The organism is Ketobacter sp. MCCC 1A13808, from assembly GCF_009746715.1.
GTDB lineage: Bacteria > Pseudomonadota > Gammaproteobacteria > Pseudomonadales > Ketobacteraceae > Ketobacter.
The window spans coordinates 37,080-59,837 of the sequence record NZ_VRKW01000006.1 but is presented as its reverse complement, the minus strand read 5'-3'; the positions used below and the strand labels follow the sequence as shown (position 1 = coordinate 59,837).

General features: G+C 51.4%; 18 protein-coding genes and 2 tRNA genes. 16 read left to right on the top strand and 4 right to left on the bottom strand.

Annotation, left to right across the window (positions count from 1 at the left end; all coding sequences use genetic code 11):
• Nucleotides 1–127 precede the first annotated feature (127 nt).
• From dnaJ to greA, 5 genes are all read left to right on the top strand, one after another.
• Nucleotides 128–1,273, top strand: coding sequence for a molecular chaperone DnaJ (dnaJ, locus tag FT643_RS12770; RefSeq protein ID WP_156871793.1), 1,146 nt, complete (start codon nt 128–130; stop codon nt 1,271–1,273).
• Nucleotides 1,274–1,288: 15 nt separating this feature from the next.
• Nucleotides 1,289–2,119 (top strand): 4-hydroxy-tetrahydrodipicolinate reductase, encoded by an 831-nt coding sequence (dapB, locus tag FT643_RS12765; protein WP_317622022.1) that lies wholly within the window; start codon nt 1,289–1,291, stop codon nt 2,117–2,119.
• A gap of 431 nt (nt 2,120–2,550) precedes the next feature.
• Nucleotides 2,551–3,699, top strand: a complete 1,149-nt coding sequence (gene carA / locus FT643_RS12760) for a glutamine-hydrolyzing carbamoyl-phosphate synthase small subunit (RefSeq protein ID WP_198043513.1) — start codon at nt 2,551–2,553, stop codon at nt 3,697–3,699.
• Between the two features lie 18 nt (nt 3,700–3,717).
• Entirely contained in the window at nt 3,718–6,939 is a 3,222-nt protein-coding gene (gene carB, locus FT643_RS12755) for a carbamoyl-phosphate synthase large subunit (RefSeq protein WP_156871792.1), read from the top strand.
• A complete protein-coding gene (gene greA / locus FT643_RS12750) occupies nt 6,936–7,412 on the top strand; it encodes a transcription elongation factor GreA (protein ID WP_156871791.1) in 477 nt (158 codons plus the stop codon). Before carB ends, greA begins: the two co-directional genes overlap by 4 nt.
• A gap of 48 nt (nt 7,413–7,460) precedes the next feature.
• On the opposite strand, the gene FT643_RS12745 is transcribed toward greA, so the two are convergent.
• The 4 genes from FT643_RS12745 to yhbY all read right to left on the bottom strand — a co-directional run bounded on the left by FT643_RS12745 (nt 7,461) and on the right by yhbY (nt 10,367).
• Nucleotides 7,461–7,817, bottom strand: a complete 357-nt coding sequence (locus tag FT643_RS12745) for a periplasmic heavy metal sensor (RefSeq protein ID WP_156871790.1) — start codon at nt 7,815–7,817, stop codon at nt 7,461–7,463.
• A 100-nt stretch (nt 7,818–7,917) separates the two neighbouring features.
• Entirely contained in the window at nt 7,918–8,601 is a 684-nt protein-coding gene (locus tag FT643_RS12740; RefSeq protein ID WP_156871789.1) for a response regulator, read from the bottom strand.
• Entirely contained in the window at nt 8,601–9,983 is a 1,383-nt protein-coding gene (locus tag FT643_RS12735; protein WP_156871788.1) for an ATP-binding protein, read from the bottom strand. The genes FT643_RS12740 and FT643_RS12735 overlap by 1 nt, the downstream gene beginning before the upstream one ends.
• 72 nt (nt 9,984–10,055) lie before the next feature.
• The gene (gene yhbY, locus FT643_RS12730; protein ID WP_156871949.1) at nt 10,056–10,367 is read right to left on the bottom strand and encodes a ribosome assembly RNA-binding protein YhbY; all 312 of its coding nucleotides are present in this window, start codon (nt 10,365–10,367) and stop codon (nt 10,056–10,058) included.
• 172 nt (nt 10,368–10,539) lie between these two features.
• On the opposite strand from yhbY, the gene rlmE reads away from it, so the two are divergent.
• From rlmE to infB, 11 genes are all read left to right on the top strand, one after another.
• A complete protein-coding gene (gene rlmE / locus FT643_RS12725; RefSeq protein ID WP_156871787.1) occupies nt 10,540–11,178 on the top strand; it encodes a 23S rRNA (uridine(2552)-2'-O)-methyltransferase RlmE in 639 nt (212 codons plus the stop codon).
• 145 nt (nt 11,179–11,323) lie between these two features.
• Complete coding sequence (gene ftsH / locus FT643_RS12720) at nt 11,324–13,258, top strand: ATP-dependent zinc metalloprotease FtsH (RefSeq protein WP_156871786.1); 1,935 nt, start codon at nt 11,324–11,326, stop codon at nt 13,256–13,258.
• A gap of 14 nt (nt 13,259–13,272) precedes the next feature.
• Nucleotides 13,273–14,121: a dihydropteroate synthase gene (folP, locus tag FT643_RS12715; protein WP_156871785.1), complete on the top strand. Its 849-nt coding sequence runs from the start codon at nt 13,273–13,275 to the stop codon at nt 14,119–14,121.
• 31 nt (nt 14,122–14,152) lie between these two features.
• Nucleotides 14,153–15,496: a phosphoglucosamine mutase gene (gene glmM / locus FT643_RS12710; protein ID WP_156871784.1), complete on the top strand. Its 1,344-nt coding sequence runs from the start codon at nt 14,153–14,155 to the stop codon at nt 15,494–15,496.
• A gap of 119 nt (nt 15,497–15,615) precedes the next feature.
• Nucleotides 15,616–16,365 (top strand): triose-phosphate isomerase, encoded by a 750-nt coding sequence (gene tpiA / locus FT643_RS12705; RefSeq protein ID WP_156871783.1) that lies wholly within the window; start codon nt 15,616–15,618, stop codon nt 16,363–16,365.
• A gap of 13 nt (nt 16,366–16,378) precedes the next feature.
• Nucleotides 16,379–16,864 (top strand): preprotein translocase subunit SecG, encoded by a 486-nt coding sequence (gene secG, locus FT643_RS12700; protein ID WP_156871782.1) that lies wholly within the window; start codon nt 16,379–16,381, stop codon nt 16,862–16,864.
• A gap of 77 nt (nt 16,865–16,941) precedes the next feature.
• Nucleotides 16,942–17,028: transfer RNA gene (locus tag FT643_RS12695), tRNA-Leu, on the top strand.
• A gap of 266 nt (nt 17,029–17,294) precedes the next feature.
• Nucleotides 17,295–17,371: transfer RNA gene (locus FT643_RS12690), tRNA-Met, on the top strand.
• 555 nt (nt 17,372–17,926) lie between these two features.
• Entirely contained in the window at nt 17,927–18,451 is a 525-nt protein-coding gene (gene rimP / locus FT643_RS12685; protein WP_156871781.1) for a ribosome maturation factor RimP, read from the top strand.
• Between the two features lie 49 nt (nt 18,452–18,500).
• On the top strand, nt 18,501–19,997 hold the full coding sequence (gene nusA, locus FT643_RS12680; protein ID WP_156871780.1) for a transcription termination factor NusA: 1,497 nt from the start codon (nt 18,501–18,503) through the stop codon (nt 19,995–19,997).
• Between the two features lie 59 nt (nt 19,998–20,056).
• Entirely contained in the window at nt 20,057–22,750 is a 2,694-nt protein-coding gene (gene infB / locus FT643_RS12675; protein ID WP_156871779.1) for a translation initiation factor IF-2, read from the top strand.
• Nucleotides 22,751–22,758 lie beyond the last annotated feature (8 nt).

Genomic DNA, 22,758 nt, shown 5'->3' with positions numbered 1-22,758 from the left:
AGATGCAGTAACTAAAAACAGTACCTCGATAGTCGCGGAGCTTAGTCTCCGCGCTGTCATGTCAATGGCTTGCAAAGCGCAGGCGGCTATTGGAACAGGATTGGTTTAACAGAATTGGGCTGAAAGCATGTCGAAAAAAGATTATTACGAAATTCTCGGGGTAGGCAAAGATGCTACCGGGCCGGATGTGAAAAAAGCGTATCGCAAATTGGCGATGAAGTATCACCCTGACCGTAACCCGGACGACGCTGATGCTGAGGCAAAGTTTAAAGAGGCCAGCGAAGCCTACGAAGTGCTGTCGGACGCGCAGAAAAAAGAAGCGTATGATCGTTACGGTCATGCTGGAGTCGACCCCAATATGGGTGGCGGTGGTTTTCACTCAGCAGCGGGTGGTGCCAGTTTCAGCGATATATTCGGTGATGTGTTTGGCGATATATTCGGTGGTGCCGGAGCTGCTGGCGGTCGTGGGGGCGCCCGCAGTAATCGGGGTTCCGATCTGCGCTATACCCTGGAACTGGATTTGGAAGAGGCCGTAAAAGGCACCAGCGTTGAAATCAGAGTGCCGACGTTGGTGAATTGTGAAACCTGCGATGGCGGTGGCGCCAAAAAAGGCACCAGCCCGGTAACCTGCACCACCTGTAATGGGGTAGGGCAAATCCGAATGCAGCAGGGCTTCTTCTCTGTTCAGCAAACCTGCCCAGCTTGTCGTGGTCAGGGCAAAATTATAAAAGAACCCTGCCCGGATTGTCGTGGCCAGGGCCGGAAAGAAAAACGCAAAACACTGTCGGTCAAAATCCCCCCCGGTGTTGATACTGGCGATCGCATTCGTCTGGCTGGAGAGGGTGAAGCAGGCATCGCCGGCGGTCCAGCGGGTGATCTATATGTGCAGGTCGCAGTGCGTGATCATGCTATTTTCCGTCGCGAAGGCAAGGATCTATATACCGAAGTACCGATTAGCTTCGCTGACGCAGCTTTGGGGGGTGAGTTGGAAGTGCCGACACTGGATGGTCGGGTAAAACTGAAAATACCTCAGGAAACACAAACCGGAAAATTATTCCGTTTACGTGAAAAAGGGGTAACCCCGGTTCGCGGCGGCAAGCCAGGTGACTTGTTGTGCCGGGTCATTATTGAAACTCCGGTGAACCTGTCCAAAGAGCAGAAAGATTTGCTCAAACAGTTTCAGACCGGGCTGGAAAAAGAAGGCTATCGTCAGTCGCCAAAACGCAGTGGCTGGTTCGATGGTGTTAAATCTTTTTTTGACGATATGCTCTAACGCTAAGGAATCCATGTGAGTGCAGCGAATACAAATGAGGGCAATGTAAGAGTCGCAGTGATTGGTGCTGCTGGTCGTATGGGACGTGCGTTGATCGAGGCTGTTAGCGAGGCGGAAGGGGTGTCTTTGACAGCCGCTATTGATCGCCCCGGCAATTCCCTGATCGGTTCCGATGCCGGTGAATTAGCAGCGATCGGAAAACTGGGTGTGGCGGTCGTCGATAATCTGGATGCGGTAAAAAATGATTTTGACGTGCTGATCGATTTTACTGCTCCAGCAGCAACGATCAAAAATGCTGAGTTTTGTGCGCAGTACGGCAAAAAAATGGCCATTGGTACCACCGGACTGAGCGCAGAGCAAAAAGCTCAGTTAGAGGCTTCAGCGAGCAAAACGGCAATCATGTTTGCACCCAATATGAGCGTTGGTGTGAATCTGTGTTTCAAACTGCTTGAACTTGCCGCCCGCGTGCTGGGTGATGAAGTCGATATCGAAGTATTGGAATCTCATCACCGCCATAAAGTGGATTCGCCTTCCGGGACGGCATTGCGGATGGGCGAGGTGGTAGCCGAGACGTTGGGCCGTGATCTTAATAAGGTGGCCGTTTACGGTCGTGAAGGGCAAGACGGTCCTCGTGACCGGGAAACAATCGGCTTTGCCACCGTGCGGGCGGGCGATATTGTCGGTGAACATACCGTGATGTTTGCGGCTGATGGTGAAAGGGTTGAAATTACGCATAAAGCCACCAGCCGTATGAATTTCGCACGTGGAGCGGTTCGCGCTTGCCGTTGGTTAAATGAGCGAACCACCGGGCTCTATGATATGCAGGATGTTTTGGGGTTGCGGTAGTTGCTCATGCCGGTGACAGTTTGTCTAGCCTGGATTGTGCAGTAATCCAGGTTTCATCGGGACAAAGCATTGGACGGCCAAACTCCAATCTTATAGAATGCATCTCGATCGACTCGCAATTGCGAAATGATCCGTCTACCTGAATTCACCTAAACAAACAAATAGTAAGGCTTTGCAGTCCACTGTCCCGAGCCCGCTATAGTTCGGTCTGATGACGACCTGTTTAAATTGATGGTGACGACAATTTGGAACCTGTTTACAGAAGCGTGTATTAGTTTGATCATGCCAGAATCACTAAAAAAAGCGGGATGGATGCCAACAATCTATTCCGCTTTTTTGCAACTGGCGCCCTATTGCTGTATCACTGGGCGTGTAAGCCCAGTACCCAGCAATGCCTTACCCGCAACACGAAACCAGTAATGGAGGTTGGCTTGAATAAACCAGCCATTTTGGCCTTAGAAGACGGCACCCTGTTTCGAGGTGTTTCCATCGGAGCCGACGGGCAAACCGTAGGCGAAGTAGTTTTCAATACTGCTCTCACCGGCTATCAAGAAATCCTTACCGATCCATCCTATGCACGCCAAATGGTGACGCTCACCTATCCTCACATCGGCAACACCGGTGTGACCGCAGAGGATGAGGAGTCCGATAAAATCCAGGCTGCGGGGCTAATCATCCGCGATCTGCCTTTGATCGCCAGTAGCTGGCGCAAAGAGAAGGATTTGGATGAGTACCTGCGTGACAACAACATCCAGGGCATTGCCGAAATAGATACCCGTAAATTGACACGAATCCTACGGGAAAAAGGTGCACTCAGCGGGTGCATTATGGCAGGCGAAGAAGTCGACGAAACGGCGGCTCTGGCGTTGGCGAAAGGCTTTGCCGGGCTGAAAGGGATGGATCTGGCGAAGGAGGTTACAGTCAGTGAGCCCTATCGCTGGACGCAGGGCACATGGGACCTGGAAAAAGGTTACGTGGACGCGCCTGAATCCCTACCCTTCAAAGTCGTGGCCTACGATTACGGCGTGAAACGCAACATTTTACGCATGCTAGTGGATCGCGGTTGCGATCTTACGGTTGTGCCGGCGCAAACTCCCGCCAGTGAAGTGCTGGCCATGAACCCCGATGGTATTTTTCTGTCCAATGGCCCCGGCGATCCGGAACCCTGTGACTACGCCATCAAGGCAATACAGGAATGTCTGGAAACCGAGATTCCGATTTTCGGAATATGCCTTGGTCACCAGCTGCTGGCCTTGGCCAGCGGAGCTAAAACGGTGAAGATGAAATTCGGCCATCACGGTGCGAACCACCCGGTGAAAAACATGGACACCGGCACGGTGATGATCACCAGCCAGAACCATGGTTTTGCTGCAGACGAAGCCACTTTGCCGGACACACTTCGAGCTACACATCGTTCATTGTTCGATGATTCCCTGCAAGGAATACATCGGACAGATAAGCCCGCATTCAGCTTTCAGGGTCACCCCGAGGCGAGCCCGGGCCCCCACGATGCTTCGCCGCTGTTTGATCATTTCGTTGCCTTAATGACGCAGCGCAAAGAAATCAGCAACACTCAATAAAGCCAACGGTAGGATGCAATGCCAAAACGTTCTGACATAAAGAGTATTTTAATTCTGGGTGCCGGGCCGATCGTTATTGGGCAGGCCTGTGAGTTTGATTATTCGGGTGCTCAAGCCTGTAAAGCCTTAAGAGAAGAGGGCTTCCGCGTCATTTTGGTGAACTCCAACCCGGCAACCATCATGACTGATCCGGCGATGGCCGATGCCACCTATATTGAACCGGTTGAGTGGCGGACGGTTTCCAAGGTCATCGAAAAAGAGCGCCCCGATGCATTATTGCCGACCATGGGTGGACAGACGGCACTGAACTGTGCGCTGGATTTGGCGAACAAAGGCGTGCTGGACCAATTTGGTGTGGAGCTGATCGGTGCAACCCAGGATGCCATCGACAAAGCTGAAGATCGTGAGCGCTTCGATCATGCCATGAAGGCGATCGGGCTTGAAACGCCCCGTGCCTCTATTGCCCATAGTATGGAAGAGGCGCTACAGGTACTCGATACCCTGGGTTTCCCCTGTATTATCCGGCCCTCTTTTACCATGGGCGGTTCAGGCGGCGGCATCGCCTACAATCGCGAAGAATTTGTGGAAATTTGTGAGCGTGGTCTGGATTTGTCGCCCACGAACGAGCTATTAATTGATGAGTCGTTGATAGGCTGGAAAGAATACGAAATGGAAGTGGTGCGGGATAAGAATGATAACTGCATCATTATCTGCGCTATCGAAAACTTCGACCCCATGGGCGTGCACACCGGAGATTCGGTGACCGTCGCCCCGGCGCAGACGCTCACGGACAAAGAATATCAGATCATGCGGGACGCCTCGCTTGCGGTATTGCGCGAAATCGGTGTCGAAACCGGTGGTTCCAATGTGCAGTTCGGAATGGATCCCGAGACGGGGCGTTTGGTTGTCATTGAAATGAATCCGCGGGTGTCGCGCTCGTCTGCCCTGGCGTCTAAAGCGACTGGTTTTCCAATCGCGAAAGTGGCAGCCAAGCTTGCAGTAGGTTATACGCTGGATGAGCTGCAAAATGAGATCACGGGTGGAAAAACACCAGCCTCATTCGAACCATCAATCGATTACGTGGTTACCAAGATACCGCGCTTTAACTTTGAAAAGTTTCCCAATGCTTCTCCCGTACTGACTACGCAAATGAAGTCGGTGGGCGAAGTAATGGCGATCGGCCGCACTTTTCAGGAGTCGTTGCAGAAAGCCTTGCGCGGCCTTGAGGTGGGCAGCCACGGTTTTGAACCATTCCTGGACGACAAAGCCGATGATTATCTGGATCAGGTGCGTCACTTATTAAAGACGCCCGGGCCGGAGCGCGTGTGGGTCATTGGTGATGCCTTTCGTACCGGGCTGACGGTTGATGAAATCAACGAATATACCGGTATCGACCCCTGGTTTTTGGTGCAAATCGAAGATCTGATCAAGAACGAGAAAGTATTACAAACCGCTGCTATTAGTGAGATTACCCGCGATCAGATGTGGCGTTTAAAGCGTAAAGGCTTTGCTGATGCGCGTCTTGCACAGTTGCTCGGGGTGTCTGAAAAACATTTGCGCAAAAAGCGCTGGGAAATGGGCGTGAAGCCTGTCTACAAGCGCGTTGATACTTGCGCAGCAGAGTTTGCGACCACAACTGCGTATATGTATTCCACCTATGAGGAGGAATGCGAAGCTGCACCCAGCGGCCGTGACAAAATCATGGTTCTGGGTGGTGGTCCCAACCGAATCGGTCAGGGTATTGAGTTTGATTACTGTTGTGTTCACGCTGCATTAGCGATGCGTGAAGACGGTTATGAAACGATTATGGTGAACTGCAATCCTGAGACGGTATCAACGGATTACGACACGTCGGATCGTTTGTACTTTGAGCCGGTTACGCTGGAAGATGTTCTGGCCATTGTTGAGCTGGAACAACCCAAAGGCGTTATCGTGCAGTTTGGCGGGCAGACACCACTGAAGTTGGCGCGCGAGCTGGAGGCAGCAGGTGTGCCTATTATCGGTACTACGCCAGACGCAATCGATCGAGCGGAAGACCGTGAGCGATTCCAGCAAATGATTGAGCGACTGCAGTTGCGTCAGCCCCCCAACCGTACAGCCAGGAGTGTCGAAGAAGCTGTGCGTCACGCAATGGATATCGGGTATCCTCTGGTGGTCAGACCTTCCTATGTATTGGGCGGGCGGGCAATGGAAATTGTGTACAAAGAATCGGAATTGCGTCGTTATATGAACACCGCAGTGAGTGTTTCCAACGATGCGCCGGTGTTGCTGGACCATTTCTTGGATGCTGCCGTAGAAGTGGATATGGATGCGGTTTCCGATGGCACCCATGTGGTGATCGGATCGTTGATGCAGCATATCGAACAAGCCGGTATTCACTCTGGTGATTCTGCCTGTTCGTTACCCCCTTACAGCTTAACTGCAGAGGTGCAGGCGGTTATGCGCGAGCAGTCACGTAAGATGGCGCTGGAGTTAGGCGTAATCGGATTGATGAACGTGCAGTTTGCAGTGCAGGGTGACGATGTGTATGTGCTGGAGGTTAACCCCAGAGCATCCCGCACAGTGCCGTTTGTGTCCAAGTGTATTGGTCGGTCTCTGGCCAAAGCAGCTGCCCGCTGTATGGCAGGAACTTCTTTGCAGGAGCAGGGCTTTACCCAAGAAATTGTGCCAACCCGCTACCATGTGAAAGAAGCGGTCTTCCCGTTCGCTAAATTCCAGGGTGTTGACCCGATTCTGGGCCCTGAAATGAAGTCGACGGGTGAAGTAATGGGCGTTGGTGACACCTTTGGTGAAGCTTTCGGTAAGGCTCTGTTGGGCGCCGGTGAAAAAATTCCTGATTCCGGTACTGCGTTTATCAGTGTCCGTGAAAGCGATAAACCTGCGGCCCTGGAAGTGGCCAAGCAGCTAACCAAGCTGGGATTTAAGTTATTTGCGACCAGCGGAACTGCAAAAATGTGTCGGGAAGCCGGCTTGCCGGTGAAATCTATTAACAAAGTGAAAGAAGGTCGTCCTCACATAGTGGATGCTATTAAGAACCGGGAAGTAGAGTTGATTATTAACACGACGGAAGGTACTCAGGCAGTCGCCGATTCTTTTGCCATCCGGCGCCAGGCTCTGCTGGGCAAAATTTGCTATACCACCACGATTGCGGGTGCGCAGGCAATTTGTGCTGCTTTGGAGACTAATGTGGAGCCCATTGTCCGACGCCTTCAGGATTTGCATTCGGAGTTATCAGTATGAGCCGCTATCCAATGACGGAGCAGGGTGCTGCCAGGTTGCGTGAAGAATTGGATCGATTGAAACGAATTGAGCGTCCGCGTATTGTTGCAGCGATCGCAGAAGCGCGCGAACACGGCGATCTAAAAGAAAATGCGGAGTATCACGCTGCCCGGGAAGAACAGGGTTTCGCGGAAGGCCGTATCATGGAAATCGAAGGCAAGCTGGGAAACGCCCAAATTATTGATGTATCTAAAATTGAAAATACAGGGCGAGTTATTTTTGGTGTGACAGTCGATTTGTATGATGTGGATAAGGATGAAAACCGGACTTTCCAGATTGTGGGAGATGATGAGGCGGATATTAAGCAAGGAAAACTATCCGTAAATTCACCCATTGCCCGGGGGTTGATTGGCAAAGTCGTCGGGGATGAGGTGGCAGTAGACACTCCCGGTGGCACGGTCTGTTACGAAATTCTGAAAGTAAGCCATATTTAATCGAAAAAACCGCCCCGAATGGGGCGGCAAGTCTGTGGTGGGGTTGGGTTACTCTGCGCTTTCGTTTTCTGAATCATGCTTGCCTGATTTTTTGTGTTGACCCTTAAAGCGGTCGCGTTTTTCCTCACGCTTTTCCTGCATCTTCTCAAACTTGGTTTGTTGATCCTCGTTCAGAACGCTTTTGATCTCGGTATTGGTCGACTCACGCAAGGCTTGCATTTGTTCGTGCAACCCTTCCATTTGCGGTCGTTTGCTTTCAAAGATTTGTTCCACCTGTTGTTGTTGTTCCGTTGATAAATCCAGGTGTCGGGTTAACCCTTTCATCATACGTCCACCCTGCATTGGTTCGGCGGCGGCTGAAAAAGCAATCATTGAGCTCATTAATATTGCGATAATGTATTTCATTCTATAGTCCTCTGTGGTTGGTGTGAGGCAGTATGGCAATGCAATGTGCAATGAAATTGGATGCAATGTGCAGCAATTGTGAAGATGGGTTTAAACCGGTTTATTTTGCCGGCATCTCGAATTTATACCCCACACCATAAACCGAGCGGACCACTTCGCTCCCTGCGTTGGCGGCTGTCAGCTTTTTACGCAGTTTAGTGATATGTGAGTCGATCGTGCGATCATTCACTACGCGTTGGTCGCGGTAGATACGGTCCATCAGCTGGTCTCGGGTAAACACTCTTTTGGGCTCGGCAGATAGCGCGCTGAGCAATCTGAATTCCACCGCCGTAAGATTAAGTTCATTGCCATGTAAGGTCGCTGCCATGGCGTCCTCGTCCAGTAGCAATGCATTGTGCTCCGTGGCTGGGGAGCCTTGGTCGAACTGCACCCGGCGGAGGTTGGCGTTGACCCTGGCTACGACTTCTCTCGGGCTGTAAGGTTTGCATATGTAATCATCCGCGCCTAACTCAAGGCCCAGTAATCGATCAATTTCTTCCACCTTTGCGGTTACCATGATTATGGGTACGTGGCTAACAGACCGGATTTCTCGACACAAACTAAGGCCGTCTTTGTTCGGTAACATCAGATCGAGTAATATTAAGTCAGGCTGAAATTCCTCGAGCGTGGCCATAGCTCTTGCACCGTCGCTCACTATGGCCGTATCGAAATGATGGTGTTTCAGGTAATCGTCCAGCACTTGTGCCAGGTCGGCCTCATCTTCGATGATCAGTATTTTATTCATTAAGTTGATACAGGCAGGTGCACGCTGACCCGTATCCCTCCTAGCCTGCTGTTATGGATTTCGATGCTGCCCTGGTGTGCCTGCACGATATTTTTACACAGGTTCAGGCCCAGGCCTGCGCCGCCATGATCACGATTGCGGGAAGATTCGGCCCGATATAGCCGGTCAAAGAGTTGGGGTAGCTGGCTGTCACTTACACCGGGTGCCGTATCTTCGAATTCCACCAGATAACGGTTTCCTTCACGCTGACAGCGGACCCGGGTTTTGCCCGGTGTGTCAGTATATTGCAGGCTGTTTTGCAGCAGGTTAGAAAACAACTGGGTAATGCGTTGCGGGTCAGCAAACACGGTGCTTCGATCCGGTAATTCATCATCCAGGGTTAGTTCAATGCCTGCCTGATCGAATGCCGGTAAAGACGCTTGCACGGCATTCAGTATTAATACGTCCAGTTCGCAATCCTGTTTCCGGTATTGCAGGGCTCCCAGGTCCGATAAGGACAGTTGGTATAAATCATCCACCAGGTTATGCAGCCGCATTACCTGATTGTGCAATCGTGCGTGTGTATCGTCGTTGTATTGGTGCACACCATCTTCAATCGCTTCAAGTTGAGCCCTCAATGTAGCTAACGGCGTCCTCAGTTCATGTGACACGTCTGCTACTAATTTACGTCGCGATTGCTCCGTCTGTTTGAGGGTGTTTGCCAGGTCATTAAGGTGCTGCGCCAGTGTGGCAAATTCATCTCCGCCGCGGACTTTGATTTGGTGATCGTATTGCCCCTGGCTCAAATGCCGTACCTGAGAAACCAAACGTTGAATCCGTTTCACCAGGAATTTAGCGACGGGCCAGGCGAACAGCAGCGAAAGTAGTAACGCCAGCAGAGTAATCAACGCCAGCTGTTTGCCCTGCTGGTCAGCAAAGCGTTTGTCGTGGCGATTGGGCGGGCGGTGGCGCTCTCCCAGGCCGAAGTAACCGACGACATTGCCGTTAACAGTAATGGCTTGTTGTTCGATGATTTGACTTTTCGGGTCTCTACCAGCGATGAGTTTGCCCGTCGGGTCAATCAGAAAAACGGAAAGATGAAACGGGACTTTTCCCGGGGGCGGCGGGTTGCCGGTGGCATCAGGGTCATCCCGCATCATTGCAAAGTGACGTAAAAGCCGGTAGAAGCGCCGGGTATCGTTCTGGATTGGCCCCCAGCCATTTTGTTCCGCATAAAACCGGGTTAAGTCCGGGGTAATCTCTTGCAGTGTCTGGCTGTCCTGCTGGCGGATATAGTCTACAAAACCACGCTGAAAACTCCATTTAATCAGAATGGCCATGCTGATAATCAGAACGGCGCTGAAGGTAATAAATGTGAGAACGAGCTTTTTATGAATAGACATACCGGCCTGCAGTGGAGATGATGCATGGCCAGTATATATGCGAAATGTGCAAAAAGTTTGTAGCGGGTAGTTTTAGTCCTGCAGGCGGACCAGATTGGACAATTTGGGGTTTTGTTTTTTGGCCGGACGATAGATTACAGCCATCTTGCCGATGACCTGCGCAAGCTCCGCTTTGGTGGATGAGCAAATGGCGTCGATAACGGCTTTCTTGTCATCCCGGTCCATCACGTTGATGCGCACCTTGATTAACTCATGATCCTCCAGCGCGCGCTCTAACTCGCTCAGCACGCCTTTAGATAGCCCGTTTTCCGCGATCATAACAACGGGTTTTAAGTGATGGGCAATTTTACGAAAGCGTTTTTTTTGATCTTGGCTCAGCGCCATAATGATGTGCCACCTAAATGATTTAGTCGAAACGGTCGGGCCGACGATCCCGGCTCCTGGATAGGGCGCGTATTGTAGAGGAGTCACCGGCGTTTCTCCATTAATCTATGACTTGCTGTATGGATCAGGCAAAATACCCGTCAAATAGACTGAATCACCACCGGGGAATGTTTTGTCCGAAAAGAAGAGTTCGCGAACGAAAACCAGCAATAAATGGCTGCGGGAGCATTTTGACGATGTCTACGTGAAACGTGCTCAGGAGCAGGGGTGGCGCTCCAGGGCAGCATTCAAGTTGTTGGAAATACAGGAAAAAGACAAGCTTTTCAAACCGGGCATGACGGTGCTGGATCTGGGGGCGGCACCGGGCGGCTGGTCTCAGGTAGCGATTAAGCTGGTGGGCAGTAAGGGCCTGGTAATCGCTTCAGATATACTGGAAATGGCGCCGATCGCGGAGGTTCAGTTTTTACAGGGCGATTTTCGTGAGCAGGAAGTCTATCAGCAACTACTTGAAATAATTGGTAATCGCCCGGTTGACCTTGTAATTTCGGATATGGCCCCCAATATGAGTGGTGTAACGGCAGTGGATCATCCACGAGGCATGTACCTGGTGGAGCTGGCTCAGGAAATGGCAAGGCAGGTTCTGAAGAAAAACGGAGATTTCCTTGTCAAAGTGTTCCAGGGGCCGGGAATCGATCAATTCCGGAAGGGCATGCAACACGACTTTCAGAAACTGATCACTCGTAAACCAGATGCTTCACGTGCCCGCTCAAAAGAGGTCTACTTGCTTGGAAAAGGCTTCAAAGGAATTTAATTATGAGCACCAGGCGGGATTCCTGCGCAAAGATGGTGTCATCGCCTAATGTGTAGTAATGTAGATAGTTAATTGATGTAATTTGCACGCACGCCGGACACTTGTAACCGGCGATAATTATAGTGAGGGTAAACCCTTGAACGATATGGCAAAAAACCTAATCCTGTGGGTTGTTATCGCAATTGTCTTGCTGTCGGTTTTTAATAACTTCAGCTCTCAATCCGGGTCGCAGCCTATCCCGTATTCCCAATTCATTGAATCGGTTCAGTCCGGTCAGATTGATAAGGTCGTCATTGACGGATCTACCGTCAGTGGCCGTACTGCATCCAACGAGAAATTCGAAACCGTATTGCCTGCTATTGCCGATATCGATCTAATGCCCATGTTGTTAGAAAACAATGTGGCGATTGAAGGCCGGGCGCCTGAAAAGCAAAGTCTCTGGGCGCAGTTGCTTGTCGCCTGCTTCCCCATTTTGTTGATCGTCGCGATATTTATGTTTTTCATGCGTCAAATGCAGGGCGGCGGTGGCGGTCGGGGTGGCCCGATGACTTTTGGCAAAAGCCGCGCGCGTTTGCTCAGCGAAGATCAGATTAAAACGACATTTGCCGATGTTGCTGGTTGTGATGAAGCGAAAGACGAAGTACAGGAACTGGTGGAGTTCTTAAGAGACCCCGGTAAGTTTCAACGGCTCGGCGGAAAAATTCCTCGTGGAGTTTTGATGGTGGGTTCCCCGGGTACAGGTAAAACGTTGCTGGCCAAAGCCATTGCCGGTGAAGCCAAGGTGCCGTTTTTTACCATATCGGGTTCTGACTTTGTTGAAATGTTCGTAGGTGTGGGTGCTTCCCGTGTCCGCGATATGTTTGAGCAAGCCAAGAAACAATCGCCTTGCATCATCTTTATCGATGAAATTGACGCAGTTGGACGTTCGCGCGGTGCAGGTTTGGGCGGCGGTCATGACGAGCGAGAACAAACTCTGAACCAGTTGCTGGTTGAAATGGATGGCTTCGAACCGAACGATGGAGTAATTGTCATCGCGGCAACCAACCGCCCGGATGTGCTGGACTCAGCGCTGCTGCGTCCAGGTCGTTTCGATCGCCAGGTTGTGGTTTCCGCTCCAGATATTCTGGGCCGTGAGCAGATTCTGAAAGTACATATGCGTAAAGTGCCGATCAGCGATGATGTCGATCCCAAAACCATCGCTCGTGGAACACCTGGTTTTTCCGGTGCGGATTTGGCTAACCTGGTGAACGAAGCGGCTCTGTTCGCTGCGCGTGCCAGCAAACGTGTCGTAGAAATGGCAGAGTTTGAAAAAGCCAAAGATAAAATTCTGATGGGCGCAGAGCGTAAAAGCATGGTCATGTCAGAAAAGGAAAAATTGAATACGTCGTATCATGAAGCCGGGCACGCGATCGTGGGGCGTATGGTTCCTGATCACGATCCGGTATACAAAGTCAGTGTTATTCCTCGCGGTCGCGCACTGGGTGTGACCATGTATTTGCCAGAGGAAGACAAATACAGTCAAAGCAAGCGTGCATTGGAAAGCATGGTTTGCTCCTTGTTTGGTGGTCGGATAGCAGAAGAAATCACCTTGGGTAAAGATGGTGTTACAACGGGTGCTTCCAATGACATTCAGCGCGCAACTGAAATCGCGCGTAACATGGTAACCAAATGGGGTCTGTCCGAGAAAATGGGGCCACTAAGTTACGAAGAAGACGAAGGCGAAGTGTTCCTGGGTCGGCAATATAATCAGCGTAAGGTGGTTTCAGGTCAGATCGCGAAAGAGATCGATGAGGAAGTCCGTAAGATAATTGATGAGTGTTACGATCGGGCTAAGACGATTCTCGAAGAAAATATGGATCAACTGCATGCGATGGCAGAAGCGTTAATGTTGTATGAAACTATTGATGCTGAGCAAATCAATGACATTATGGAAGGCCGTAAGCCGCGTCCTCCGAAAGGCTGGAACGATTCCAACGATGGACCAAGAGGCGGAAGCCCTGCAGTTGAACCTGACTCAGGTGATAGCAAAAAAGACGCGACAAGCAAAGGCTCGATTGGCGGGCCTGCTAACACGCATTAAGCGTTAACCAGTGCATGTCAGTATCAGACCAACTCCAATGCGGTCTGCGTAGTCTTGATCTCCGGCATCCCCACGTCATGGGGGTGCTCAATGTGACCCCCGACTCCTTCTCGGACGGGGGTCTATTTAATTCCAGGGACTCTGCAATAGCGCACGCTGTCAAAATGGTGGCTGAAGGCGCATCCATAATTGATGTGGGTGGAGAGTCCACGCGTCCAGGCGCCGCTCCGGTATCAGAGCAAGAAGAGCTGGATCGTGTTTTGCCGGTGGTTGAAGCCTTGGCGAAGGAGGTCGACGCGGTAATTTCCCTTGATACCAGTTCCCCCCAAGTCATAACGGAAGCTTCGCGCGCCGGTGCAGGGCTGATTAATGACGTTCGCGCGTTATCGCGTCCCGGCGCCTTATCGGCAGCTAAAGATAGTGGGTTGCCCGTCTGTCTGATGCACATGCAGGGTCAACCGCAGTCTATGCAGGTCGCACCAAAATACGATTCAGTGGTTGCAGAGGTGTGCTGCTATCTTGTGGATAGAGTGAGCGTTTGTGAGCGCGGGGGCATAGAGCGAGACCGGATCATCATTGATCCCGGATTTGGTTTCGGCAAGTCCGTGCAGCATAACTTGCTCTTACTCAAGCATTTGGCGCAATTGGGACAACTTGGTCTGCCGATTCTGGTGGGGCTCTCCCGCAAAAGCCTGATCGGAACCTTGCTCGGGAGACCGGTTGAAGAGCGGCTGTTCGGAAGCTTAGCGGCGGCTTTGATTGCGGTGCAAAATGGAGCCCGCATTGTTCGCGTACACGATGTGGCTGCCACCGTTGATGTATTAAAAATAGCGTCTGCCGTCGCAGAGGTGGATGCAGATTGAAACCGGTTAGTGAAACCTAAGGAAACACTGAATGACAAAGCGTTATTTCGGAACAGACGGAATTCGGGGTGCGGTTGGTAAAGGCGTGATAACGCCGGAGTTTATGTTAAAGCTGGGGTGGGCTGCTGGCAAGGTGTTCACCAAAGGCGAGGGGCGCCAAAAAATACTCATTGGTAAAGACACGAGAATTTCCGGTTATATGTTCGAGTCCGCGTTGGAGGCCGGTCTCTCCGCTTCCGGCGTGGACGTTATGTTATTGGGTCCGATGCCAACCCCGGGTATAGCTTATTTAACTCGAACCTATCGCGCCGCGGCGGGGATTGTGATCAGTGCGTCGCATAACGCGTATTATGATAATGGGATAAAGTTTTTTTGCACGGAGGGGAAAAAACTACCAGATGACATCGAGTTGGCCATTGAGAGTTATATGGACATGGATATGGACACGGTGCCGTCGGACCGTATTGGCAAAACACGAAAATTAGAAGATGCCCGTGGCCGCTATATTGAGTTCTGTAAGAGCACCTATCCAAGGCGGTTGTCATTGTATGGGTTACGGATTGTCGTCGATTGTGCGAATGGAGCCACGTATTCATCTGCGCCCCTGGTGTTTGAAGAATTGGGTGCCGAAGTTATCCCGCTGGCAGTCGAACCGGACGGATTGAATATTAATTTAAATTGCGGCTCTACTGGGCCTGAATTGTTGCAACGAAAAGTCTTGGAACTGCGGGCGGACGTAGGAATTGCTTTCGATGGCGATGGTGACCGGGTTGTAATGGTGGACGCCGACGGAGAGGTGGTGGATGGTGATGAAATGCTGTTTATCATCTCTCAGGGCCGAAAGCGCGCAGGTGTGCTGGTGGGTGGAGTCGTTGGGACGCTGATGAGCAATTATGGCCTGGAGCTGGCGCTTGGTGAAAATGACATCGAGTTTGTCAGGGCCAAGGTCGGAGACCGTTATGTGATGGAAGAGCTTGGTCGGCGAGACTGGTATCTCGGGGGGGAGTCTTCCGGGCATATTGTTTGCCTGGATAAAACGACCACAGGTGACGGCATTGTAGCGGCTCTACAAGCCCTGACGGTAATGATATCAGAGCAGCGTAGCTTGGCAGAATTGAAGCGCGGTATGGTTAAAATGCCGCAAACCATGATTAATGTACAGTTGCCCGAAAAGCGCGATGTCATTGCCATCCCGCAAGTTCAGGATGCAGTTAAAACGGCTGAAAACCAGCTCTCCGGGCGTGGCAGGGTGTTGTTACGCCCCTCCGGCACAGAGCCGCTGATCCGGGTGATGGTAGAGGGTGCAAATGCCGATGAGGTGTCTTCTTTGTGTCGCCAAATTGCCGATACGGTTGAAGAGGCCATTTCTGCTTGATCTGCTCGCGTCATAAGTGATCTGGGAGCCATTCAGCCTGGCGTCTCGCGCCTTGGCGCCTTGTATGTTGACATCTTCTTCGCTACCATTGCCGCCTCGCAAAAGAGGAGGCGGATATAATGCGTACCCCTGTCGTCGCTGGGAATTGGAAAATGAATGGCAGTAAGGCTTCGGCCGCTGCATTGCTCAACGACCTGAAAGCCGGATTAACCTCTAGTACGGCGGAAGTCCTGATTTGTGCGCCTTACCCGTTTCTGGATCAGGTGGCGAACGTGTTGAATGGCTCGGGCATCAAATGGGGCGCTCAAAATGCGAGCCAGCATGGCTCTGGTGCATTCACGGGGGAAGTTTCAGTCAGTATGTTGGCCGACTTCGGCTGTACGCACGTTATTTTAGGGCATTCCGAGCGTAGAGCGCTCTTTTCCGAAACGGATGAGCTTGTCGCAGAAAAATTCGTCGCAACACTCGAAGGCGGCTTGACCCCGATTCTTTGTCTGGGGGAATCCTTGCAGGAAAGGGACGCGGGAAAAACGATCGAAGTGGTTGAGCGCCAATTAATGGCGGTGGTCGAAAAGGCCGGGATTCACTCGTTCTCTAATGCGATGTTGGCTTACGAACCCGTATGGGCAATTGGTACTGGGTTAACAGCAACGCCCGACCAGGCGCAGGAAGTGCACAGTGTGTTGCGTACTAAACTGGCACAGCTAGACGTAGAAGTAGCCGGAAAATTGCCCATACTGTATGGCGGCAGTGTGAAAGCAGCAAACGCAGCTGCATTGTTCAGCTGCGACGATATAGACGGAGGCTTGATTGGTGGAGCCTCATTGGACGCCAATGACTTTATAGCTATCTGCCAGGCGGCAGGGTGATCAGGAATAAAAGATGACAGTTACGATTGAAACCGTTTTATTGATTGTGTTGGTGTGTGTGGCGCTGGCATTGATCGGCTTGGTACTCATACAGCATGGTAAAGGAGCGGATGCAGGTGCCTCATTCGGCGGCGGCGGCTCGCAGACTGTATTTGGAGGCGCCGGGTCGGGTAATTTTTTGACCAAATCTTCCTGGATTTTGGCAGGACTGTTTTTCATTATCTGTCTGGCTTTGGCTTATATTGCCAGAGAGAAAGCGACCGGCGGCACAGGCATTGATTTTTCGGAGCCAGCTCCGGTAGTTGAGCAGGTCATCGAAACCGACGTGCCGCAATATGACGATGAGGGTGTGTCGGAGCCGTCGGATGTGCCCGTAGTGGCCGAACCGGAAGCAGATGTGCCTGCTCAGCCTGCAGAAAAGGCAGAGCTAGAGGCTGAGGGAGTTGATCAGACCGCTGTGCCAGCTGAGCCGGAAGCCGAAATACCGCCATCTGAGTAAGATGTCAAAAAAAGTAATTGTTTAAGGAATAATTTTCTGGATAGCTTGTAATGGATCCGGTAAATTATGCCTCCCTCGCCGAAGTGGTGAAATTGGTAGACACGCTATCTTGAGGGGGTAGTGGCCTTCTGGTCGTGCCGGTTCAAGTCCGGCCTTCGGCACCAAATCTACCTTCGGGCTTTGCGCGAACCATGTTGCTGCGTAAAGCCCGAAGTCTATTCGTATCATTCTCTCGTTAAAGCTGATTTATAAACGCCAATGGTCCTTTGCTGCTGATGGTAAGGTCGCCTTATGAAAGCGGGGTGAGGCTATGGTGTCTGCTTTTGTGCTTCTTGGAAATTTCTTTAAAAAGCCAGCACTTAGCAGAGTTTTATTTCAGTAATATTGTTGACAGGTCATATTAAAGTCTCTAATATGCGCCTCACGTTGATGCGGGGTGGAGCAGTCTGGTAGCTCGTCGGGCTCATAACCCGAAGGTCGTTGGTTCAAATCCAGCCCCCGCTACCAAATACGAAAAAGGCCCGGAGGCCCTGTTGCGATAAGTGACTTGGTATCCGGGTCTTTTTTTATGTGGTTGCTGGGATCGCTCCGCAGCGATGATTATGTCGAGGGCAGTGGTAGAATGCAGCGTAAGAACGGTTTTATGACTAATTACGGTTTTTTGCGCCATCTAAATTGATAAATGCTCCCTTTCGCGGTTATAATCCGCGCCCTGTGAAGCGTGGGCTCCCTCTTGATAGGTTATCAGCAGGTATCTGACAGTAACACGCTCACCTTCAGTGAAGGCAATTCTCTCCCGGTGTGTTTTCCCTATAACGTGTTTGGCTTCTGTTGAAGCATGGCGGTCAAGATTGCTATACTACGTCGCCACGGGATAGCGCGGTGCGGTGCCTAAATCGGTTAAAGTGTGTCTGTGTCGGTTGCCGTGAAGTACATGCCGGAGTGTAAAAGTTTTAAGAAGCCCCTAATTAGGGGCTTTTTGTTAGGGATAGAGAGGGTGGACGCGTAATTTGACTGGCCTTAACCAGGGCTGGTGGAAGCGTTGGCCCCGGAGTGTGGGCCATGGTGCCCACTTTTTGTTTGTGCGGCGAGCAGTCGCAAATTAGAGCAGAGTTCAGGCTAACTGTGTCATCGAAACGAATTGAAACGCTATGCGCCATGCTGGAACCTGCTGTTAACGCAGTGGGAATGGAGTTGTGGGGTGTGGAATACATCTCTCAAGGGCGTCACTCTATATTGCGAGTGTTCATCGACTCAGAAAATGGAGTCAGCATAGAAAATTGTGAGGCGGCATCGCACCAGCTTAGCGGTGTGCTTGACGTAGAGGATCCTATAAATGGTGAATACAACCTGGAAGTGTCTTCACCGGGTTTGGATCGGCCATTTTTTAAATTCAGTCAGTATGCCGGTTTTGAAGGTGAACTGATAAAAGTGCGGTTGCAGCTGGCTGTCGACGGCATGAGAAATTTTACGGGCAGGTTAGTGGCGGCTGAGAATGATCAGCTCACGTTCGAAGTGGATAGCAAAACACTAACCGTATCGATAAATCAAATAGATAAAGCAAACCTGGTCCCAACATTCGACTAATACATTGGCAGAAAGATTGCCGTGTGCAGTCTCAGGGTGAGGCAGTGAGATGAGTAAAGAAATACTTCTGGTAGCGGATACTGTATCAAACGAGAAAGGCGTTGATAAAAACGTTATTTTCGGAGCTGTGGAGTTAGCGTTGGCGACAGCCACAAAAAAGCGCTTTCCTTCTGATGATGTGGATATTCGGGTCAATATTGACCGCGTGACCGGCGATTATGAAAGCTTTCGTTTGTGGCACGTGGTTCTGGATGAAGATTTTGAATTCCCAGGTCGGCACTTAACCCTGGTGGAAGCACACGACATTGATACCAAGTTGAATATCGGTGATACCTGGGAAGAGCCCATAGAGTCGATTGAGTTCGGACGCATTGCTGCGCAAACGGCAAAGCAGGTTATTGTGCAAAAAGTCCGCGAGGCTGAGCGGCAGCAAGTAATTGAAGCCTTCCTGGATCGTATCGGTGAATTGATCAGCGGCACGGTGAAGAAAGTAACCCGTGATAGCGTCATACTGGATTTGGGCAATAACGCAGAAGCCTTGTTACCGCGCGAAGACATGATCCCCCGCGAAACCTTTCGTATGGGTGACCGGGTAAGAGCTGTCTTGCACGACGTTAATCGTGAAAATCGTGGTCCGCAATTATTCGTCAGCCGAACCCGTCCGGAAATGCTGGTAGAGCTTTTCAAAATTGAAGTGCCGGAAATCGGTGAAGACCTTATCGAAATTAAGGGTGCTGCCCGTGACCCGGGCTCGCGCGCCAAAATTGCTGTAAAAACCCACGACCAGCGCGTTGATCCGGTTGGTGCCTGTGTTGGTATGCGCGGTGCAAGGGTGCAGGCAGTTTCCAATGAGTTGGGCGGCGAGCGTATTGATATCGTGCTGTGGGATGACAACGTTGCCCAGTTTGTGATTAACGCGATGTCTCCTGCCGATGTGGTCTCGATCGTGGTGGATGAAGATCGTCACGCGATGGACATTGCAGTTGACGAAGATCAGTTGGCCCAGGCGATCGGTAAAGGCGGGCAGAATATCCGTCTTGCGAGTGAGTTGGCCGGCTGGGATCTGAACGTAATGACAGTAGAGCAGGCCCAGGACAAGCAGCAGGAAGAGTCGGGGGAACTGGTTGAGCGCTTTATGGCGGATCTGGATGTAGACGAAGATGTGGCAGCGATTCTGGTTGAAGAAGGTTTCACCAGCATGGAAGAAGTTGCCTATGTTCCGAAAGAGGAAATGATGGCCATTGATGGCTTTGACGAAGACGTTGTCGATGAATTGCGACGACGAGCAAAAGACGCCTTGTTGACCAAGGCGCTGGTGTCAGAAGAAAAACTCGAAGGTGAGCAGGCACCTGCTGAAGACCTGTTGAATATGGATGGTATGGATAAAACTACCGCATATGCTCTGGCAAAAATTGGCATTATCACAATGGATGATCTTGCTGAACAGGCCGTCGACGACATAATTGACGTTGAAGGCATAGATGAAGAACGCGCCGGGCAATTGATAATGACTGCACGTGCCCCCTGGTTCGAGGATCAGGAATAATCGAAACCCCGAACCTTGAACAGCAACAGGCACGAAGAACAGGAGTGAGAAACGCTGATATGGCAGAAGTGACCGTCGAACAGCTTGCAGACGTCGTGGGAATTCCCGTAGAGACTCTATTGCAGCAAATGAAAGACGCGGGGCTGACTCACAAAGATGCGGCGCAAGCTGTGTCAGATAACGAGAAGGAACAGCTGCTGGCGCATCTAAAGCGCTCGCATGGTGGCAGTGATGCCGGGCCCAAAAAGATTACCCTGAAACGCAAGAGCGTCAGTACGCTCAAAGTGAGTGGTTCTCAAGGGCGCAGCAAAACAGTAAACGTGGAAGTTCGTAAAAAGCGCACCTACGTGAAACGTGCTGATGTGGAAGCCGAGGAAGCTGCGAAGGCTGAAGAAGCCAGGTTAGCTGAAGAAGCAGCCAAGGCCGAAGCAGCGAAGAAAGCGCAGGAAGCTGAGGCCACGCGTGAAGCAGATGAGGCCCGCCTGGAAGCTGAAAGAAAAGCCTTGGAAGAGGCGAAGGCCGAAGACGAAGCGAAAAAGGCAGCTGCGGGTGGCGCTGCATCGAAAAAATCGTCTGCCAAAAAGTCAGCACCTGAGAAGAAAGAGGCGGCACCCAAAAAGCCGGAGCTGTCACCTGAAGAGCAGGCAGCAGAAGACGCTCGCCGGGCGGAAGACGCTAAGCGACGTGATGAGGCTCGGAAGAAAGCGGAAGAGGAAGCGCGTCAGCGTACTCTCGAAGAAGCTCGCCGTATCGCTCAGGAACTTGAAGGTCGCTCTGAAACCAAAACAGAAGAAGTGTTGTTGGAAGAAGAGAAGGACGCCATTGTTAAGCGTGCGTTCGAAGACAGCCTGGCTGCAGAAGCTCGGCAAGCTAAGCGCGCACGTAAAGTGCCGAAGAAAAAGGGCCGCGACAAACAGCCTGAACGCAAGACGATTTCGCGGGTTGCATCCAGAGTCAATAAACACGGGTTCCAGAACCCGACAGGACCGGTTGTGCGTGAAGTTGCATTAGGCGAATCAATAACAGTATCTGATCTGGCGCAACAGATGTCTGTGAAAGGCGCAGCGGTAGTCAAATCCCTGTTTAATCTCGGAATCATGGCGACCATGAATCAGACGATCGACCGCGATACTGCGCAATTAATCATTGAAGAATTCGGCCATAACCTGAAATTAGTCAGCGAGGACGCGGTTGAAGATTCACTGGTAGAGCATCTGGAAGATAGCCAGAAAGAAGGCGATCTGGCGGCCCGGGCACCGGTGGTTACTATTATGGGTCACGTTGACCATGGTAAAACTTCTTTGCTGGATCACATCCGCAGAACCCGGGTGGCGGCAGGTGAAGCAGGTGGAATCACTCAGCACATCGGCGCTTATCACGTTGAAACCGGTCACGGCATGATTACGTTTCTGGACACACCGGGTCACGCTGCATTTACTCAGATGCGGGCGCGCGGTGCCTCCTGTACCGACATTGTTATTCTGGTCGTTGCAGCGGACGACGGCATGATGCCACAAACTGCGGAAGCAATTGACCACGCTCGTGCAGCGGGTGTACCGATTATCGTTGCAGTTAACAAAATAGACAAAGAAGATGCGGACCCGGAACGGGTTAAGTCGGACTTATCTCAGAAGGAAGTGATTTCCGAAGAGTGGGGTGGTGACACTCAGTTTGTTGAAGTGTCTGCGTTAACCGGTCAGGGCATCGATGCCTTACTGGATGCGATCTTGCTACAGGCTGAATTGCTGGAGTTGAAATCCGTCGCGGAGGGCGCAGCCCAAGGCATGGTTATCGAGTCTCGCGTGGATAAAGGGCGTGGTGTTGTTGCCAGTCTGTTGGTTCAAAACGGCATCCTGAATCAGGGCGACATGGTGCTGGCCGGTGAGTATTACGGTCGTGTAAGAGCCATGCTGGATGAAAACGGCAAGCAGGTAGACGCAGCCGGGCCATCTATCCCTGTAGAAATTTTAGGTTTGGCAGGCGCACCGGACGCCGGTGAGGAATTCCAGGTGGTGCCTGATGAGCGAAAAGCTCGTGAAGTTGCTGAATTCCGCCAGAAGAAATTACGTCATAACCGGTTGACCCGTCAGCAAGCAGCGAAGCTGGAGAACGTGTTTGAGAATATGGGCGCGGGCGAATGTGCTTACGTCAATATCGTATTGAAAACCGATGTACGTGGTTCGTTGGAAGCCCTGCAAACGGCATTAACGGATCTGTCAACCGATGAGGTGAAGGTGAACATCGTTTCCTCCGGTGTGGGCGGTATTAACGAATCGGATGTCAATCTTGCGCTGACATCCAGTGCGGTCGTGATCGGTTTTAACGTACGGGCAGATAACTCGGCGCGGAAATTATGTCAGGAAGAAGACATCGAGCTGCGTTATTACAGTGTTATCTATGACATCATCGAAGACGTTAAGAACGCTATGTCCGGTTTGCTTGCGCCTGAACTACGTGAAGAAATAATGGGGACTGCCGAAGTGCGCGACGTCTTCCGGTCATCCAAGTTCGGAGCGGTAGCCGGTTGTAAAGTTATTGAAGGTACTCTGTACCGCAACAAGCCGATCCGGGTGTTGCGTGATGATGTGGTTATCTATCAGGGCGAGCTGGAATCCCTTCGACGTTTCAAAGACGATGTACAGGAAGTCAACGCCGGTATCGAATGTGGCATAGCAGTCAAGAGCTACAACGATGTTAAAGAAGGCGACAAGATCGAAGTCTTTAGCGTTAAGAAAGTCGCGCGTAGTATTTAAGAGGGTAC

What these genes read in the sequence shown, in the direction of transcription:
- ftsH (WP_156871786.1), top strand. Translation starts at nt 11,324, where the DNA reads ATGGCAAAAAACCTAATCCTGTGGGTTGTTATCGCAATTGTCTTGCTG.
- secG (WP_156871782.1), top strand. Translation starts at nt 16,379, where the DNA reads ATGACAGTTACGATTGAAACCGTTTTATTGATTGTGTTGGTGTGTGTG.
- rimP (WP_156871781.1), top strand. Translation starts at nt 17,927, where the DNA reads ATGGTGCCCACTTTTTGTTTGTGCGGCGAGCAGTCGCAAATTAGAGCA.
- carB (WP_156871792.1), top strand. Translation starts at nt 3,718, where the DNA reads ATGCCAAAACGTTCTGACATAAAGAGTATTTTAATTCTGGGTGCCGGG.
- nusA (WP_156871780.1), top strand. Translation starts at nt 18,501, where the DNA reads ATGAGTAAAGAAATACTTCTGGTAGCGGATACTGTATCAAACGAGAAA.
- tpiA (WP_156871783.1), top strand. Translation starts at nt 15,616, where the DNA reads ATGCGTACCCCTGTCGTCGCTGGGAATTGGAAAATGAATGGCAGTAAG.
- FT643_RS12740 (WP_156871789.1), bottom strand. Translation starts at nt 8,601, where the DNA reads ATGAATAAAATACTGATCATCGAAGATGAGGCCGACCTGGCACAAGTG.
- yhbY (WP_156871949.1), bottom strand. Translation starts at nt 10,367, where the DNA reads ATGGCGCTGAGCCAAGATCAAAAAAAACGCTTTCGTAAAATTGCCCAT.
- greA (WP_156871791.1), top strand. Translation starts at nt 6,936, where the DNA reads ATGAGCCGCTATCCAATGACGGAGCAGGGTGCTGCCAGGTTGCGTGAA.
- dnaJ (WP_156871793.1), top strand. Translation starts at nt 128, where the DNA reads ATGTCGAAAAAAGATTATTACGAAATTCTCGGGGTAGGCAAAGATGCT.
- folP (WP_156871785.1), top strand. Translation starts at nt 13,273, where the DNA reads ATGTCAGTATCAGACCAACTCCAATGCGGTCTGCGTAGTCTTGATCTC.
- infB (WP_156871779.1), top strand. Translation starts at nt 20,057, where the DNA reads ATGGCAGAAGTGACCGTCGAACAGCTTGCAGACGTCGTGGGAATTCCC.
- FT643_RS12735 (WP_156871788.1), bottom strand. Translation starts at nt 9,983, where the DNA reads ATGTCTATTCATAAAAAGCTCGTTCTCACATTTATTACCTTCAGCGCC.
- glmM (WP_156871784.1), top strand. Translation starts at nt 14,153, where the DNA reads ATGACAAAGCGTTATTTCGGAACAGACGGAATTCGGGGTGCGGTTGGT.
- FT643_RS12745 (WP_156871790.1), bottom strand. Translation starts at nt 7,817, where the DNA reads ATGAAATACATTATCGCAATATTAATGAGCTCAATGATTGCTTTTTCA.